The organism is Enterobacter sp. DSM 30060 (assembly GCF_013375955.1).
Classification (GTDB): domain Bacteria; phylum Pseudomonadota; class Gammaproteobacteria; order Enterobacterales; family Enterobacteriaceae; genus Enterobacter; species Enterobacter intestinihominis.
The window spans coordinates 713,629-730,366 of sequence record NZ_CP056118.1 but is presented as its reverse complement, the minus strand read 5'-3'; the positions used below and the strand labels follow the sequence as shown (position 1 = coordinate 730,366).

Genomic DNA, 16,738 nt, shown 5'->3' with positions numbered 1-16,738 from the left:
TGTTTTAGCCTGTTATAAATCGAGGTTTGAATAGCATTAATTGCTAAAGGAGAATAATCATGAAAAAGACAGCTGCAATCATTTCTGCCTGTGCGTTGACCTTTGCCCTGAGCGCATGTTCTGGTAATAACTACGTAATGCATACCAACGATGGTCGATCTATCGTCTCTGAAGGGAAACCGACAACCGATAATGATACCGGGATGATTTCATACAAAGATGCTAACGGGAACAAACAGCAGATCAATCGCAGTGACGTGAAAGAGATGAAGGAAATCGAGCATTAACAGTTAGATAAGCGAAAAAAAAGCACCGCAAGTTGGCGGTGCTACATTAATCACTATGGACAGACAGGGTAAATGTACAGGAAGTGAAAAATTGGTAGCGTTGCTACCGTGGTCTGAATCGCAGACCAATTGCAAACACAACAACACAACATCACAACCGTAAGCCAAAAGCCCTTCAGAACACGCATTCCAAAAAAAGCTTTTCGTTCCGGCTCAGGAAGTGCCGCCACTATAGGTATTTGCTGGTAGTTCCTCAACGGACAAATTATAATGGCTCAGATAAAAAAAACTAATAGGTTAAACGTTGTTTCCTATATGTTAAATCTCGTTAACGTCTAAGCCAGATAACCATGTCCAAGCGATTGCCACCCCTAAATGCATTACGTGTTTTTGATGCAGCAGCACGCCACCTCAGCTTCACCCGCGCAGCCGATGAGCTTTTTGTGACACAGGCCGCAGTAAGTCATCAAATCAAGTCTCTGGAGGATTTTCTGGGGCTTAAGCTGTTCCGTCGACGCAACCGTTCGTTGCTGTTGACCGAAGAAGGGCAGAGCTATTTTCAGGATATTAAAGAGATTTTCTCCCAGCTGACGGAAGCCACCCGTAAGCTTCAGGCACGGAGCGCAAAAGGCGCCCTGACTGTGAGTTTATTGCCCAGTTTTGCCATTCAGTGGCTGGTGCCGCGACTCTCAAGCTTTAACTCAACTTATCCGGGAATCGATGTCCGAATCCAGGCGGTGGACCGTCAGGAAGACAAGCTTGCAGACGATGTGGATGTCGCGATTTTTTACGGTCGTGGTAACTGGCCGGGCTTGCGTGTTGAAAAATTATACGCAGAATATCTGCTGCCGGTCTGTTCACCGCTGCTGCTGACGGGGGAGAAAGCGCTCAAAACGCCCGCCGATCTGGCGCAACACACGCTTTTGCACGATGCGTCGCGTCGCGACTGGCAAACTTATACCCGCCAGTTAGGTCTTAATCATATAAACGTGCAGCAGGGGCCCATTTTTAGCCACAGCGCGATGGTGTTACAGGCTGCCATTCACGGGCAGGGCGTGGCATTAGCGAATAACGTCATGGCGCAGTCCGAAATTGAGGCAGGCCGTCTGGTTTGCCCATTTAACGACGTACTGGTCAGCAAGAATGCATTTTATCTGGTTTGTCATGACAGTCAGGCAGAACTGGGTAAAATAGCCGCTTTCCGGCAGTGGATACTGGCGAAAGCGGCAAGCGAGCAAGAAAAATTCCGCTTCAGGTATGAACAATAACGTTTGTGTGCCGGGCACGCATTAATTCAGGACTTAAATATGACCAGCCGATTCATGCTGATTTTCGCCGCGGTGAGTGGCTTTATTTTTGTAGCTCTGGGCGCGTTTGGCGCGCATGTCTTAAGCAAGTCTTTGGGCGTTGTGGAGATGGGCTGGATCCAGACCGGCCTTGAATATCAGGCGTTCCACACGCTGGCAATTTTTGGGCTGGCGGTGGCGATGCAGCGCCGTATCAGCATTTGGTTTTACTGGAGCAGCGTCTTTCTGGCGCTGGGTACCGTACTGTTCAGCGGCAGTCTCTACTGTCTGGCGCTGTCGCATTTACGCCTGTGGGCGTTTGTTACACCTGTCGGCGGCGTCAGCTTCCTGGCGGGTTGGGTTTTAATGTTTATCGGAGCTATCCGTCTGAAACGCAAGGGCGTTGTTCATGAATAAGGTTGTTTTATATTGTCGCCCGGGGTTTGAGAAAGAGTGCGCCGCGGAAATCACCGATAAAGCGGCGAAGCGTGAAGTCTTCGGATTCGCTCGCGTCAAAGAGAACGCGGGCTATGTGGTATTTGAATGCTATCAGCCTGATGATGCCGACAAGCTGGCGCGCGAACTGCCGTTCAGCTCGCTGATTTTCGCCCGTCAGATGTTTGTCGCGGGCGAACTGCTGAAAGATCTTCCGCCGGAAGATCGCATCACGCCGATTGTTGGCCTGTTGCAGGGCGTGGTGGAGAAGGGCGGCGATTTGCGCGTGGAAGTGGCTGACACCAATGAAAGCAAAGAGCTGATGAAGTTCTGCCGTAAGTTTACCGTGCCGCTCCGCGCGGCACTGCGTGATGCGGGAGTGCTGACAAACTACGAAACGCCAAAGCGTCCAGTCGTGCATATCTTCTTTATTGCGCCAGGATGTTGCTACACCGGCTACTCGTATACCACCAATAACTCGCCGTTCTTTATGGGGATCCCGCGTCTGCGCTTCCCGTCAGACGCGCCGAGCCGTTCAACCCTGAAGCTGGAAGAGGCGTTCCACGTCTTTATCCCGGCGGACGAGTGGGACGAACGTCTGGCAAACGGCATGTATGCCGTCGATCTTGGCGCGTGCCCCGGCGGCTGGACCTATCAGCTGGTGAAACGCAACATGTGGGTTTCGTCTGTGGATAACGGCCCGATGGCGCAAAGCCTGATGGACACCGGGCAGGTCACCTGGCTGCGTGAAGATGGTTTCCGCTACCGTCCTACCCGTAACAACATCTCCTGGATGGTGTGCGACATGGTAGAAAAACCGGCGAAAGTCGCGGCGCTGATGGCCTCCTGGCTGGTGAACGGCTGGTGTCGTGAGACGATTTTCAACCTCAAGCTGCCGATGAAAAAGCGTTACGAAGAGGTGTCGCAGAACCTGGCTTATATTCAGCAGCAACTGGACGAACACGGGATTAACGCGGAAATCCAGGCGCGTCAGCTGTATCACGACCGTGAAGAAGTGACGGTGCATATCCGTCGCTGGTGGGCGGCCGTGGGTGGGCGTCGCGACGAGCGATAACGTTTGTAACGCCCGGTGGCGCTGCGCTTACCGGGCCTACAAAATCGTGTAGTTGTTTTAACGTTCTAACCTTAACTGCTGTAAATTCCCGTCCAGCTGTAAATCCGTCTGTAGCGTTGCGATTTCCCGGCAGATAAACGCCATCTCTTTATTCGCCTCCAGCTTCTTGCGCCATTTTTCCGGCACTTCCTCAAGCCTTGCGTAAATCCCTTCCAGATTCTGAAACTCCGTCAGCAGCTGTGCGGCACTTTTGGGTCCAATACCGGCGACACCCGGCACTCTGGAGCTGCTGATCCCCGCCAGCCCCCAGTAATCCGGCAATTGCTCAGGCGATACGCCAAACTCGCTGGCAATAAATGGCGCGTCCAGCCAGCGTTTCTGGAAGTAGTCGCGGATGCGGACCGTTGGAGAGAGCAGCTGGCAGTAGCCTTTGTCGGTTGAAACGATAGTCGCCTGATGCCCGGCGCTCGCGACTTTAACCGCCAGCGTTGCGGCTAAATCGTCAGCCTCATTACCGTGTGCGCCCCAGCACGGAACGCCGCGCTGTTCAAAGGCCGTGCGTATAACGGGCATTTCGGCGTGCAGATCGTCCGGCATCGGCGCACGCCCGGCTTTGTAGTCCGGCAGGCGCTGGTGCCGCCAGCCGGTATTGCGTGCTTCATCGTCGAATACGGCAACAGCGTGGGTGGGTTCGCTATGGCGAATGAGCTGCTCCAGCGCGTGTAAACAGGTGTCCTTGCAGGGGGTGCCCTGTACCGCGTGAATACGGCGAATCAGGTTAAGTGCATCGACGATAAGCAAATGAACGGCCACAGATAATCTCCCTTCTGTCTAATGGGGGAAGGGTAACACTGAGCGCAGCATGAAACTATGAACGGTGGGGAAAACAGGAAGAAGCCTCGCAAAACGAGGCTTCCTGAGAGGCTTAATCGCAGGTAACGATCTTCATCGCCAGGCCACCGCGGGAGGTTTCGCGGTATTTGGCGTTCATATCTTTACCGGTTTCGTACATGGTTTCGATAACCTTGTCGAGACACACGCGCGGTTCACTGGTGCGGCGCAGCGCCATACGGGCCGCGTTCACCGCTTTCACAGAGGCGATGGCGTTACGCTCAATGCATGGCACCTGGACCTGTCCGCCGACCGGATCGCAGGTCAGCCCCAGGTTATGTTCCATGCCGATTTCCGCCGCAATACAAACCTGCGCAGGACTTGCGCCAAGCAGTTCGGCCAGACCCGCCGCCGCCATAGAGCAGGCTACGCCCACTTCACCCTGACAGCCCACTTCCGCGCCGGAAATCGAGGCGTTCATCTTGTACAGTGAGCCAATCGCACTGGCGACCAGCATATACCGCGCGAGTGAGTTTGCATTCACTTCACGGATAAACTTGTCGTAATACGCCAGGACCGCCGGAACAATGCCGCACGCCCCGTTGGTTGGCGCGGTGACGACGCGGCCACCCGCGGCGTTCTCTTCGTTCACCGCCAGCGCGAACATGTTGATCCAGTCGACAACGGCCATCGGGTCGGTGGTGGTTTTGTCGGTGCTGACCAGCATGCGGCGCAGCGCAGCCGCACGACGTGGAACACGCAGTTTCCCCGGCAGCACGCCTTCGGTGGTGATCCCGCGCTCAATGCCGCTGCGCATCACTTCCCAGACGTTTGCGAAGTGCTGTTCCAGCTCCTCTTTGCTGTGCAGGGCCAGCTCATTTTTCATCATCAGGCCGGAGAGAGATAGGCCTGTCTCCTGGCAGTGACGCTGTAAATCGGCCGCGTTTTTGTACGGGTACGGCACCTCAACGGCGGAGCCGTTGGTTTGACCAAAATGGTCTTCGTCGACGATAAACCCGCCGCCGATGGAGTAATACGTCTGGCTGTAAACCGCTTTATCGCCGACCAGCGCGGTAATGCGCATGCCGTTTTCGTGCAGCGACAGGTTATCCGCATGGAAATTCATGCAGTGGTCAACCGGAAATTCAACCTCATGCTCGCCGTTGGCCAGCAGCAAACGACCATGGGTGTTCACGTCCTGGATAAAGCCAGGAATGGAGTCAATATCAACGGTATCCGGCAGGTTACCCGCCAGCCCCATGATAATGGCAATATCGGTATGGTGGCCTTTACCGGTCAGGGAAAGGGAACCGTATACATCGACAACCACGCGGGTGATGTCGTGCAAAATGCCGCGTGCAATCAAGTCATCCGTGAATTGTTTACCGGCTTTCATTGGTCCGACGGTGTGAGAGCTGGAAGGACCAATACCGATTTTGAAGATATCGAATACGCTAATCATGATGCGTCCATTGCTTCAGTCAGAGGGGAGGAGTGCGCCATCCGAAGACGGCGCAGGAGGTATTAGCTGAACAGCGAGTAGAAAATAGCGGAGATGGCAATCAGACCCATCACAACAACGAACACGTTGCTGATATGGCCGCTGTATTTACGCATCGCTGGCACTTTCTGAATCGCGTACATCGGCATCAGGAACAGAATCATCGCGATAATCGGGCCGCCCAGGGTTTCAATCATGCCCAGAATGCTTGGGTTCAGGGTGGCTACCGCCCAGGTGGTCACCAGCATGAACAGCGCGGTGATTTTGTTCAGACGGTTGATTTCAATGCTCTTGCCTTTACCGCGCAGAGATTTAATCACCATACCGTTGAAGCCTTCACGTGCGCCCAGGTAGTGGCCCAGGAAGGATTTGGTGATGGCGATAATCGCGATGATCGGTGCCATCCACGCAATCAGCGGTGCGTTAAAGTGGTTTGCCAGATAGGACAGAATAGAGATGTTCTGCTCTTTCGCCGCCGCCAGATCCGCCGGGGAAAGGCTCAGCACGCAGCTGAACACGAAGAACATAACTGTCAGTACCATCATGATGTGTGCGCGAGCCAGGATGCTGGAGCACTTCTTCTCTGCACCATTGCCGTACTCTTCACGCTTCGCCACCGCGAAGGAGGAGATGATTGGCGAGTGGTTGAAGGAGAACACCATTACCGGGATCGCCAGCCACAGGGTCAGTAGCAGGCCGTTACCGGTTGCGGATGCGCTGCTCAGAGACAGAGTTTCCAGCGCAGCGCCGTTCCACTGTGGGATCAGGTACAGCGCCAGCACCATCAGGGCTGCAACAAACGGGAATACCAGCACGCTCATCGCTTTGACAATCATCTGCTCGCCAAAGCGCACGATGGTCATCATACTGACGATCAGGATCAGGGACAGGATCGCACGCGGCGGCGGGGTCATCTGCAGCTGGTGCATCATGAAGCTTTCAACGGTGTTGGTGATAGCGACGCTATACACCAGCAGAATCGGGTAAATCGCGAAGAAGTAGAGCAGGGTAATCAGCTTACCTGCGCCGACGCCGAAGTGTTCTTCAACGACTTCAGTAATGTCTTCGCCCGGGTTTTTACCGGACAGCACGAAGCGGGTCAGGCCGCGGTGTGCAAAGAAGGTCATCGGAAAGGCGATGATGGCCATGATGATCAGCGGGATCAGACCGCCGACACCTGCGTTGATAGGAAGGAACAGTACACCAGCGCCGATTGCCGTGCCGTACAGGCCAAGCATCCACATGGTATCCGTTTTGCGCCAACCGCTTCGGGATTCAATCGAAGCAACGGTGCTGGTTTGAGTGGTTTCCATCTGTATCTCCTGGAGGAAGCAAATTGTCAGGTTTTTAGTCAAATCCGATGAAAAAGTGCCTGACGGTAATATGAAATTCGTTCAGTGACGGTTTTTTAATAATTTTTGCCCGTAACTATTGGCGGGCGGAAAGATACATTCTCGTTATGAATCTATCAGTGATCGCGATCCCAAATGCAATAATCCACTTATGATGTGGGCATATTTAGACCATTTATCTGTTAAAAAAACATCAAAGAGGATTTACGGGCGCGAAGGCTACCATTAACGACATGTTTTCGAAAAGGCTGACCCGCGAGATAGGTGTCTTTCGCTGTAAAGAAATAGGATTTTAGGATTTTCTGGCAGGTAATTTCGATTAAGGCTGATTATTTACGGTTTCAAAAACGAGGTAATCGTTTGCGCGGGCACCAGATTTGTTAATAACATTGAAGATCGCTATGAATTACATCACTAATAAAAAAGCCGGATGACAATCCGGCTTGAGAGGAGGGAAAGGACGCTTTATTTGATGATTTCGTAACAGGGAATATAGGCAGAACCCGGAAGTTTCATGCGGTGCTGAGCCACAAAGCCCTGCAGCATGTCATCCATGCGGCGCATCATCTCCGGGTCACCGTGGATTTTATACGGCCCGAACTCCTCAATCGCGCGGATCCCCACCTCCTTCACGTTCCCCGCCACGATGCCAGAGAAGGCGCGACGCAGGTCAGCTGCCAGTACTTCCACCGGCTGATCCGGATAGAGTTTGAGGTTCGCCATGTTCTCATGCGACGGCTCGAAGGGGATCTGGAGATCCGGTGCGATACGGATGGACCAGTTAAAGCTGTAGGCATCCCCGGTATCACGACGGTTCTCTTTCACCAGCGGCATCGCTTTTTTCATCTGACGGGCCACTTCTGCGGCATCGTCAATAATAATGCGGTAGTGACGGCGCGCGTCTTCCCCCAGCGTATGCACGATAAACTCGTCCAGCACGCGGAAGTAGTCGGCGCTCTCTTTCGGGCCGGTCAGGATCAGCGGCAGAACCTGATTTTTGTTGGCCGGGTTCATCAGGATCCCGAGCAGATAAAGCAGTTCTTCCGCCGTACCTACGCCGCCTGGGAAGATGATAATGCCGTGCGCGATACGGACAAACGCCTCAAGACGTTTTTCGATATCCGGCATAATAATCAGTTCGTTAACTAGCGGGTTAGGCGGCTCAGCGGCGATGATCGACGGCTCGGTCATGCCGATAAAACGGCCTTCTTTATAGCGTTGCTGCGCGTGTCCTACTGCCGCGCCTTTCATCGGCGCTTCCATCGCGCCAGGACCGCAGCCGGTACAGATGTTCAGCTCGCGCAGGCCGAGCTGATTACCCACGCGGCGGGCGTACAGGTATTCGGTTTCGTTAATGGAGTGACCACCCCAGCAGACGACCATGTTCGGCGCTTCGCCAACGTGCAGGGCGCGGGCGTTACGCAGAATGGAGAAAACCAGGTTGGTGATATGAACGGAGCTTTCCAGATCGAGATGCTGGAAACGACCGGCGTTGCTGATCTGTCCGTTAACAAACAGGATGTCGCGCAGCACGGCAAAAAGGTTGGCCTGAAGTGAGCGAATAATACGCCCATCGACAAACGCCTCTTCCGGCGGGTTGATCACTTCCAGCTTCACCCCGCGCTCGCGGCGCAGCACATTGATATCAAAACTTTCGAAGCGGGACAGCAGCTCTTTACTGTTGTCGGTCAGGCTTCCGGAGTTCAGTACAGCAAGTGAACAGTTACGAAACAGTTGATACAGGTCGCTACTGGCGGTGCGTTTAAGCATGTCCACTTCCAGTTGCGACAACATATCCATAGAGCCAAGCGGGCTAATATGTGTAATCAAGTGAGCTCCTTATGGGACGATTATCGTCTTTCCCTGTTGATTACAATAGCCCTGGCTTATGACGTTTCACAACACTTCGGGCGGAATACCGCCCGCATATTGTGAAAATATTTATCTTACTGGCGCACCAGCCGTCCGGTGGCAGGCACAAAATCGGTATTGGTGCGCCATGGGTTAATGTCCAGGCCGCCGCGACGGGTATAGCGGGCATAAACGCTCAGCTTTTCGGGCTGGCAGAAACGCTGGATGTCATTGAAGATGCGTTCCACGCACTGCTCGTGGAATTCGTTGTGATGACGGAATGACACCAGGTAACGAAGCAGCTTTTCCCGGTCAATCTGCGGGCCGCGATACTGGATCTGTACCGAGCCCCAGTCCGGCTGATGGGTGATAAGGCAGTTGGATTTCAGCAGATGGCTTACCAGCGTTTCGTCGACCACTTTTCCGCCCGCCGCGTTTTCCAGATAGTCGGTGCTAAATTCGTAGCTCTCCACATCAATGTCCTGATCGTCGATGCAGGTGCCGTGGAAATGGGCGATGGGCTGACCTTCCAGCTCATGCAGACGGTATAACGAGACGGTTACGTTCCCCTGCGCGCACGCGCTTAAATCACGTTCAAGCGTCTGTTGTACCTCGTCCCAGCTGTTAAATTTGGTCTGGTTAAAGCTGTTGAGATAGAGCTTAAAGCTCTTGGATTCAACCAGGTTTACGCTGGCGTAATCCAGCTCGACATGGCCCACGGCCACCTGCGGCAGACCGCGCGCATTCAGCCAGGAGAGTTCGTACAGCGTCCAGATGTCGCCGCCGACGAACGGCAGCGCGTCGGCATGAAGGCCAAGCGGATCGCGGTTCAGGCTGCGCGGCACACCCTGAAGCAGGCTTGCGTCGTAGGTGTCGCGGTAATCGGTCGATTTACCCAGCGTTAAGCCCGTTAACGCCTGATGATTTTCGTAAGACATGTTTCATAGCCACTTTACAGGTACACTTAGGGGCTGAGTTTATCCTGTCTTACAAGAAGAGAGAAATCGGTGGATATCGAAACTGCAAATGCCCTGACGTCCTTCACGACCCGCTATTGCGATGCCTGGCATGAAAAGCGGGGGACGTGGCCGCAAAGTACTGACTTATATGGCGTGCCGTCACCGTGCATTATCGCTTCGCAGGATGATTACGTTATCTGGCAACCGAAACCGTTCACGGGCGAGCAGAATGTAAATGCGGTTGAACGCGCAATGGACATTGTGATACAACCTGCGCTTCATGCAATTTATACCACGCAGTTTGCCGGGGATATGACTGCATGTTTTGCAGGACAGCCGCTGACGCTGCTGCAAACCTGGAGCGAAGACGATCTTCAACGCGTTCAGGAAAACCTCATTGGTCACCTGGTCACGCAAAAACGCCTTAAGCTCTCCCCGACTCTCTTTATTGCGACGCTCGACAGTGAACTGGACGTCATTTCAGTCTGCAACCTGTCTGGCGAGGTCATTAAAGAGACGCTCGGCACCCGCAATCGCGACGTTCTCGCGCCTTCTCTTGCGGATTTTCTTACCCGACTTGAGCCGCTTCTGTAATCCATGATGCTACTGGACGTGTGAGAGATCTCTTACACGCACTGTGAGACATCGCCGAAACAATTAGCATTGTCTTAGGGATTTCAGATTAATATCAACTTCCCTTTCAACGGGTTAGCGATTTCCTGAAACGATTATCCCCGTTTCGCCAGGCTTACCTTGCTTACAGGGTGGGTTGTAAGACGAGGCAGAATAGCGGATTCTATCTGTGTCGACAGGATGCCGACGCGAGAAACGAACATCAGGATGATGGCGTTTCTCACCAGGAACACGTCAGGACGACGCCGCAGGAAGGCTTCAGGATGAAGCAAAGTGGATCACGCAGGATGCGTAAGGGACACCTCCAGGAAGGAGAACGTGAGCCGGTCAGGATGGTCGGTGGGTCAGGATGGCCAGGACGTTTCAGGACGAAACCTACACGTCAGGATGATGTGAGCAGGAAGCAAAAGGTAAAGGGATGACCAGGCCTTCGGGCATCAGGAAAAGTTGTCACGGATGAGCAGGGAGCACGTATTGTAGCTGGAATGCTGCGAAACGAACCGGGAGCACTGTTTTTACAGTGCTCCCTTTTTTTATTTCTGTCTTCCGCAATGCTATGCTTCGCGCCATTCCGTTTTTCAGTTGAGGTTACTATGACGCATCACGATAGCGTTCGTGCGCAGTTGCACGCCATCGAAGCCCTTATGCGCCAGCATCAGCTGTGGCAGGAAAGTGCGCCGCAGCCAGACGCGTTCGCCAGCACCCAGCCGTTTTGTCTGGATACGCTGTCTCCATTCGAATGGCTCCAGTGGGTATTAATTCCGCGCATGCACGCGCTGCTGGAAGGGGGACACGCGTTGCCCCAGCCGTTTGCCGTCTCTCCCTATTACGAAATGGCGCTGGAGGCGACTCACCCGGCGCGCGACGTTATGTTGGTTGAGCTGGAAAAGCTGGATACGCTTTTCGCCGGTGACGATGCATGACGCTTGAGATCCTGTATCAGGATGAGTGGCTGGTGGCGGTGAATAAACCGTCCGGCTGGCTGGTACACCGAAGCTGGCTCGATCGCGATGAGAAAGTGGTTGTTATGCAAACCGTGCGCGACCAAATCGGTCAGCACGTCTTTACTGCCCACCGTCTGGATCGGCCAACCTCTGGCGTTCTGCTGATGGGGCTTTCCAGTGAGGCCGGGCGCCTGCTGTCGCAGCAGTTTGAACAGCACCAGATCCAGAAGCGCTACCACGCCATTGTGCGCGGCTGGCTGACGGATTCCGCCACGCTGGATTATCCGCTAGTGGAGGAACTGGATAAAATCGCCGATAAATTTGCCCGCGAAGATAAAGGTCCGCAGCCTGCGGTGACCGACTATCGCGGTATGGCGACCACAGAACTGCCGGTGGCGACCAGCAAATTTCCCACTACGCGATACAGTCTGGTTGAGCTTTTGCCCAAAACCGGGCGCAAGCACCAGCTTCGCCGCCACCTTGCACATCTGCGCCACCCAATTATCGGCGACAGCAAGCACGGCGATCTGCGGCAGAACCGCAGCGCGGCAGAGCACTTTGGCTGTAACCGACTGATGCTGCACGCCAGCGAGCTAAGCCTGACGCACCCGTTTACCGGCGAACCGCTGACTATTCGCGCGGGGCTGGACGAGGTCTGGATGCAGGCGGTGTCACAGTTTGGCTGGCTGGGACAACTCCCCGAAAATGAAAGGGTTGAGTTTGCCGCAGGCAACGTTCAGGATGAACAGCAAGCGCAATAATTACGGGAGCAAAGCATGGCTGAAGTAGGTATTTTTGTCGGCACGATGTACGGCAACTCGCTGCTGGTTGCGGAGGAAGCAGAAGCAATCCTCGTCAATCAGGGCCATAAAGCAACGGTCTATGAAGACCCGGAGCTGGCGGACTGGGAAAAGTATAAAGATAAATACATTCTGGTGGTGACCTCCACCACCGGGCAGGGCGATCTCCCGGACAGCATCGTCCCGCTTTTCCAGGGCATTAAAGACCAGCTTGGCTATCAGCCAGATGTTCACTATGGCATCATCGCCCTCGGCGATAGCTCTTACGCCAATTTCTGCGGCGGCGGTAAGAAGTTCGACGCGCTGTTGCAGGAACAGCACGCTCAGCGGGTCGGCGAGATGTTACTGATTGATGCTGGCGAGCACCCCGAACCGGAAAGCGAGTCAAATCCCTGGGTTGAACATTGGGCCACGCTCCTGAACTAACCCTGTACTATACGAGCTGTAGGCCGGGTAGGGCGTAGCCGCCACCCGGCAACGAAGCTGCACCATATCCTCAATTCCGTGAAGTATCTTCCACCACTTTGGGCTTATGCCCCAATCCACGTTCCCCACGCCCGTCAATGTTGTGTTTCTGCACGGTGAGAGAACCGGTCACTCCTTCATATACTTTTCCCGTCACTATAAAACGGCTTCGGGCCGTACCAAAACCAAACACAAATCTCTCATTCTGATTACCCTACAGGTGCTGTACAGAATGAACCAGGCGAAAGCTATGTTTCAGGAGTGCAACAATGAGTACATTAAGCCACGCGGCGAGCAGCGCTGAGAAGCGCACCAACGCCCGATACTGGATAGTGGTGATGCTGTTTATCGTCACCTCTTTCAACTACGGCGACCGTGCCACGTTATCCATTGCCGGCTCTGAGATGGCAAAGGACATCGGACTTGATCCGGTGGGTATGGGTTATGTTTTCTCCGCATTTTCATGGGCCTACGTAATCGGCCAAATCCCTGGCGGCTGGCTGCTGGACCGCTTTGGCTCAAAACGGGTCTATTTCTGGTCCATTTTCATCTGGTCGATGTTTACCCTGTTACAGGGCTTCGTGGATATCTTCAGCGGCTTCGGCATTATCATTGCGCTCTTTACCCTCCGCTTCCTGGTGGGTTTAGCGGAAGCGCCATCTTTCCCGGGCAACAGCCGCATTGTGGCCGCCTGGTTCCCGGCGCAGGAGAGGGGAACGGCGGTAGCAATCTTTAACTCGGCGCAATACTTTGCGACGGTTATTTTCGCGCCAATTATGGGCTGGCTGACGCACGAAGTGGGCTGGTCGCACGTCTTCTTCTTCATGGGCGGGCTGGGGATCGTCATCAGCTTTATCTGGCTGAAAGTGATCCACGAACCAAACCAGCATCCGGGCGTGAACAAGAAAGAGCTGGACTACATTGCTGAAGGCGGGGCGCTGATCAACATGGATCAGAAAACCCAGAAAGCAAAAGTCCCGTTCAGCCAGAAATGGGGGCAGATCAAACAGCTCGTCGGCTCACGGATGATGATCGGTATCTATCTCGGCCAGTACTGCATTAACGCCTTAACCTACTTCTTCATCACCTGGTTCCCGGTTTACCTGGTGCAGGCGCGCGGGATGTCGATTCTGAAGGCGGGTTTTGTCGCCTCCGTGCCAGCCATCTGCGGCTTCGTGGGCGGGGTGCTCGGCGGGGTCATCTCCGACTGGCTGATGCGTCGCACCGGTTCGCTGAATATTGCGCGTAAAACGCCAATCGTGCTCGGCATGCTGCTCTCCATGACCATGGTGTTCTGTAACTACGTCAGCGCGGAGTGGATGATTATCGGCTTTATGGCGATGGCCTTCTTCGGTAAAGGCATCGGCGCGCTGGGCTGGGCGGTGATGGCAGATACCGCGCCGAAAGAGATCAGCGGCCTGAGCGGCGGTCTGTTCAACATGTTTGGCAACATTTCCGGCATTGTCACCCCAATCGCTATCGGTTACATCGTCGGCACCACCGGCTCCTTCAATGGTGCGCTGATTTATGTAGGCGTCCATGCGCTGGTGGCGGTACTCAGTTACCTGGTGCTGGTGGGGGACATCAAACGAATCGAACTGAAACCTGTTGGGGAGCGCGGATGATGACAACGCAATCAAGCCCGATCGTGACGGAGATGAAAGTCATCCCGGTGGCGGGTCAGGACAGCATGCTGCTCAACATTGGCGGCGCGCATAACGCCTGGTTCACCCGCAACATCGTGGTGCTGACCGACAGCGCAGGGAATACCGGCGTCGGGGAAGCGCCTGGCGGAGAGGTGATTTACCAGACGCTGGTCGACGCCATCCCGCAGGTGGTTGGGCAGGAGGTCGCCCGCCTGAACAAGGTGGTTCAGCGGGTGCATAAGGGCAACCAGTCGGCTGATTTTGATACCTTCGGCAAAGGCGCCTGGACGTTTGAACTGCGCGTTAACGCGGTGGCGGCGCTGGAGGCGGCTCTCCTTGATTTACTGGGCAAGGCGCTGAATGTGCCGGTCTGCGAACTGCTGGGGCCAGGCAAACAGCGTGATGCAGTAACGGTGCTAGGCTATCTGTTCTACGTTGGCGACCGGACGAAAACCGATCTGCCGTATCTGGAGCGCTCGCCGGGCAGCCACGAGTGGTATCACCTGCGTCATCAGGAAGCGCTCTCTGGCGAGGCGGTGGTACGCCTGGCAGAGGCGGCGCAGGATCGCTACGGCTTTAAAGACTTCAAGCTGAAAGGCGGCGTTCTGCCGGGCGAACAGGAGATTGACAGCGTGCGCGCGTTGAAAAAACGCTTCCCGGAGGCACGCATCACCGTCGATCCGAACGGCGCCTGGCGGCTGGATGAAGCTATCGCGCTGTGCAAAGGACTGGGCGACGTGCTGACCTACGCGGAAGATCCGTGCGGCGCCGAGCAGGGCTTTTCTGGTCGCGAGGTGATGGCCGAATTCCGCCGCGCTACCGGGCTGCCGGTTGCGACCAACATGATCGCCACTAACTGGCGCGAAATGGGCCACGCGGTGATGCTGAATGCGGTGGACATACCGCTGGCTGATCCGCACTTCTGGACCCTTTCCGGCGCGGTGCGCGTGGCGCAGCTGTGCGATGACTGGGGGCTCACCTGGGGCTGCCACTCCAATAACCATTTCGACATTTCGCTGGCGATGTTTACCCACGTTGGCGCGGCGGCGCCGGGTAACCCGACCGCCATCGATACGCACTGGATCTGGCAGGAAGGCGAAGCGCGCCTGACCAAAAATCCACTTGAAATCAAAAACGGCACCATTGCCGTACCGGATGCGCCGGGGCTGGGCGTGGAGCTTGACTGGGATCAGATCCACAAGGCGCATGAAGCGTATAAAAAACTGCCGGGCGGCGCGCGCAACGACGCAGGCCCGATGCAGTACCTTATCCCCGGCTGGACATTTGACCGTAAGCGCCCTGTATTTGGACGTCACTGATAAAAGGATCGAACGATGAGCACATTTTCTACCCCTGTAGTCACCTCCATGCAGATCATTCCTGTCGCGGGACATGACAGCATGCTGATGAACCTGAGCGGCGCCCATGCGCCGTTCTTCACCCGTAATATTGTGGTGATCAAGGACAACTCAGGGCATACCGGTGTCGGTGAAATCCCGGGCGGGGAGAAGATCCGTAAAACGCTGGAGGACGCCATTCCGCTGGTGGTAGGTAAAACGCTGGGCGAGTACAAAAATGTGCTGACCAGCGTGCGTACGACCTTTGCCGATCGTGATGCGGGTGGCCGTGGTCTGCAAACGTTTGATCTGCGTACCACTATCCATGTGGTCACGGGCATTGAAGCTGCGATGCTGGATCTGCTAGGCCAGCATCTGGGCGTCAATGTCGCCTCCCTGCTGGGCGACGGCCAACAGCGCAGCGAAGTGGAAATGCTCGGCTACCTGTTCTTTATCGGCAACCGCAAACTCACCCCGCTGGCGTACCAGAGCCAGCCGGACGAAAAATGCGACTGGTATCGTGTGCGTCACGATGAAGCGATGACCCCGGATGCGGTGGTGCGCCTGGCTGAAGCCGCGTATGAAAAATATGGCTTTAATGACTTCAAGCTGAAAGGCGGCGTACTGGCGGGTGAAGAAGAAGCTGAGGCGATTGCCGCGCTGGCGAAGCGCTTCCCGCAGGCGCGCGTCACGCTGGATCCGAACGGTGCCTGGTCGCTTGAAGAGGCGATCAAAATTGGTAAGCAGCTCAAAGGCGTGCTGGCCTACGCGGAAGATCCGTGCGGCGCAGAGCAGGGGTTCTCTGGACGTGAAGTGATGGCGGAGTTCCGTCGCGCCACCGGGCTGCCAACCGCCACCAACATGATCGCGACCGACTGGCGCCAGATGGGGCACACGCTCTCGCTGCAATCGGTGGATATTCCGCTGGCAGACCCGCACTTCTGGACGATGCAGGGCTCGGTTCGCGTGGCGCAGATGTGCCATGAGTTCGGCCTGACCTGGGGCTCGCACTCCAACAACCACTTCGACATCTCGCTGGCGATGTTCACCCACGTAGCGGCTGCTGCGCCGGGCAACATTACCGCTATCGACACCCACTGGATCTGGCAGGAGGGCAATCAGCGCCTGACTAAACAGCCGTTTGAGATCAAGGGGGGATGGTGCAGGTTCCAGCTACGCCGGGGCTGGGCGTTGAACTGGATATGGATCAGGTCATGAAAGCGCACGAGCTTTACCAGAAACACGGGCTGGGCGCACGTGATGATGCGCTGGCGATGCAGTACCTGATCCCAGAGTGGTCATTCGACAATAAACGTCCGTGCATGGTACGATAAGC

At 55.2% G+C, this 16,738-nt stretch carries 15 protein-coding genes and 1 pseudogene; 11 read left to right on the top strand and 5 right to left on the bottom strand.

Annotated features, from left to right (window positions below; translation table 11 throughout):
* Window positions 1-59 precede the first annotated feature (59 nt).
* From HWQ15_RS03420 to rlmM, 4 genes are all read left to right on the top strand, one after another.
* Entirely contained in the window at window positions 60-287 is a 228-nt protein-coding gene (locus HWQ15_RS03420; protein ID WP_015571738.1) for a YgdI/YgdR family lipoprotein, read from the top strand.
* A gap of 350 nt (window positions 288-637) precedes the next feature.
* The gene (gene gcvA / locus HWQ15_RS03415) at window positions 638-1,555 is read left to right on the top strand and encodes a glycine cleavage system transcriptional regulator GcvA (protein ID WP_022649222.1); all 918 of its coding nucleotides are present in this window, start codon (window positions 638-640) and stop codon (window positions 1,553-1,555) included.
* A gap of 39 nt (window positions 1,556-1,594) precedes the next feature.
* Window positions 1,595-1,990 (top strand): DUF423 domain-containing protein, encoded by a 396-nt coding sequence (locus tag HWQ15_RS03410; RefSeq protein WP_003862756.1) that lies wholly within the window; start codon window positions 1,595-1,597, stop codon window positions 1,988-1,990.
* The gene (gene rlmM / locus HWQ15_RS03405; protein ID WP_022649221.1) at window positions 1,983-3,083 is read left to right on the top strand and encodes a 23S rRNA (cytidine(2498)-2'-O)-methyltransferase RlmM; all 1,101 of its coding nucleotides are present in this window, start codon (window positions 1,983-1,985) and stop codon (window positions 3,081-3,083) included. The genes HWQ15_RS03410 and rlmM overlap by 8 nt, the downstream gene beginning before the upstream one ends.
* A 57-nt stretch (window positions 3,084-3,140) precedes the next feature.
* Here rlmM and xni read toward each other — a convergent pair whose 3' ends face one another.
* The 5 genes from xni to queF all read right to left on the bottom strand — a co-directional run bounded on the left by xni (window position 3,141) and on the right by queF (window position 9,556).
* A complete protein-coding gene (gene xni / locus HWQ15_RS03400; protein WP_063147436.1) occupies window positions 3,141-3,896 on the bottom strand; it encodes a flap endonuclease Xni in 756 nt (251 codons plus the stop codon).
* A 112-nt stretch (window positions 3,897-4,008) separates the two neighbouring features.
* Complete coding sequence (locus HWQ15_RS03395; protein ID WP_022649219.1) at window positions 4,009-5,376, bottom strand: L-serine ammonia-lyase; 1,368 nt, start codon at window positions 5,374-5,376, stop codon at window positions 4,009-4,011.
* Between the two features lie 62 nt (window positions 5,377-5,438).
* Window positions 5,439-6,728 carry an HAAAP family serine/threonine permease gene (locus HWQ15_RS03390; RefSeq protein WP_063148662.1) on the bottom strand — a complete coding sequence of 430 codons (1,290 nt, stop codon included), beginning with the start codon at window positions 6,726-6,728 and terminating at the stop codon, window positions 5,439-5,441.
* Between the two features lie 504 nt (window positions 6,729-7,232).
* Window positions 7,233-8,597 (bottom strand): nucleotide 5'-monophosphate nucleosidase PpnN, encoded by a 1,365-nt coding sequence (gene ppnN, locus HWQ15_RS03385; protein WP_023298502.1) that lies wholly within the window; start codon window positions 8,595-8,597, stop codon window positions 7,233-7,235.
* Window positions 8,598-8,713: 116 nt separating this feature from the next.
* Window positions 8,714-9,556 carry an NADPH-dependent 7-cyano-7-deazaguanine reductase QueF gene (gene queF / locus HWQ15_RS03380; RefSeq protein ID WP_023298501.1) on the bottom strand — a complete coding sequence of 281 codons (843 nt, stop codon included), beginning with the start codon at window positions 9,554-9,556 and terminating at the stop codon, window positions 8,714-8,716.
* Between the two features lie 69 nt (window positions 9,557-9,625).
* Between queF and syd the strand changes: the two genes are divergently transcribed.
* The 7 genes and pseudogenes from syd (at window position 9,626) to gudD (ending at window position 16,736) form a co-directional block, all read left to right on the top strand.
* Window positions 9,626-10,171, top strand: coding sequence for a SecY-interacting protein (gene syd / locus HWQ15_RS03375; protein ID WP_022649215.1), 546 nt, complete (start codon window positions 9,626-9,628; stop codon window positions 10,169-10,171).
* A gap of 632 nt (window positions 10,172-10,803) precedes the next feature.
* Window positions 10,804-11,133, top strand: a complete 330-nt coding sequence (locus HWQ15_RS03370) for a YqcC family protein (RefSeq protein ID WP_063148719.1) — start codon at window positions 10,804-10,806, stop codon at window positions 11,131-11,133.
* Window positions 11,130-11,915: a tRNA pseudouridine(65) synthase TruC gene (gene truC / locus HWQ15_RS03365; RefSeq protein ID WP_045308737.1), complete on the top strand. Its 786-nt coding sequence runs from the start codon at window positions 11,130-11,132 to the stop codon at window positions 11,913-11,915. The genes HWQ15_RS03370 and truC overlap by 4 nt, the downstream gene beginning before the upstream one ends.
* A 15-nt stretch (window positions 11,916-11,930) precedes the next feature.
* Window positions 11,931-12,380: a flavodoxin gene (locus tag HWQ15_RS03360; RefSeq protein WP_045308738.1), complete on the top strand. Its 450-nt coding sequence runs from the start codon at window positions 11,931-11,933 to the stop codon at window positions 12,378-12,380.
* 308 nt (window positions 12,381-12,688) lie between these two features.
* Window positions 12,689-14,044, top strand: a complete 1,356-nt coding sequence (gudP, locus tag HWQ15_RS03355) for a galactarate/glucarate/glycerate transporter GudP (protein ID WP_003862734.1) — start codon at window positions 12,689-12,691, stop codon at window positions 14,042-14,044.
* Window positions 14,044-15,384 (top strand): enolase C-terminal domain-like protein, encoded by a 1,341-nt coding sequence (locus HWQ15_RS03350; protein ID WP_045308765.1) that lies wholly within the window; start codon window positions 14,044-14,046, stop codon window positions 15,382-15,384. Before gudP ends, HWQ15_RS03350 begins: the two co-directional genes overlap by 1 nt.
* Window positions 15,385-15,399: 15 nt before the next feature.
* A pseudogene (gene gudD, locus HWQ15_RS03345) lies at window positions 15,400-16,736 on the top strand (glucarate dehydratase).
* The last annotated feature ends 2 nt before the right edge of the window (window positions 16,737-16,738 follow it).

What these genes read in the sequence shown, in the direction of transcription:
- HWQ15_RS03395 (WP_022649219.1), bottom strand. Translation starts at nt 5,376, where the DNA reads ATGATTAGCGTATTCGATATCTTCAAAATCGGTATTGGTCCTTCCAGC.
- queF (WP_023298501.1), bottom strand. Translation starts at nt 9,556, where the DNA reads ATGTCTTACGAAAATCATCAGGCGTTAACGGGCTTAACGCTGGGTAAA.
- gudP (WP_003862734.1), top strand. Translation starts at nt 12,689, where the DNA reads ATGAGTACATTAAGCCACGCGGCGAGCAGCGCTGAGAAGCGCACCAAC.
- rlmM (WP_022649221.1), top strand. Translation starts at nt 1,983, where the DNA reads ATGAATAAGGTTGTTTTATATTGTCGCCCGGGGTTTGAGAAAGAGTGC.
- HWQ15_RS03360 (WP_045308738.1), top strand. Translation starts at nt 11,931, where the DNA reads ATGGCTGAAGTAGGTATTTTTGTCGGCACGATGTACGGCAACTCGCTG.
- truC (WP_045308737.1), top strand. Translation starts at nt 11,130, where the DNA reads ATGACGCTTGAGATCCTGTATCAGGATGAGTGGCTGGTGGCGGTGAAT.
- HWQ15_RS03410 (WP_003862756.1), top strand. Translation starts at nt 1,595, where the DNA reads ATGACCAGCCGATTCATGCTGATTTTCGCCGCGGTGAGTGGCTTTATT.
- HWQ15_RS03420 (WP_015571738.1), top strand. Translation starts at nt 60, where the DNA reads ATGAAAAAGACAGCTGCAATCATTTCTGCCTGTGCGTTGACCTTTGCC.
- HWQ15_RS03370 (WP_063148719.1), top strand. Translation starts at nt 10,804, where the DNA reads ATGACGCATCACGATAGCGTTCGTGCGCAGTTGCACGCCATCGAAGCC.
- HWQ15_RS03390 (WP_063148662.1), bottom strand. Translation starts at nt 6,728, where the DNA reads ATGGAAACCACTCAAACCAGCACCGTTGCTTCGATTGAATCCCGAAGC.
- HWQ15_RS03350 (WP_045308765.1), top strand. Translation starts at nt 14,044, where the DNA reads ATGACAACGCAATCAAGCCCGATCGTGACGGAGATGAAAGTCATCCCG.
- gcvA (WP_022649222.1), top strand. Translation starts at nt 638, where the DNA reads ATGTCCAAGCGATTGCCACCCCTAAATGCATTACGTGTTTTTGATGCA.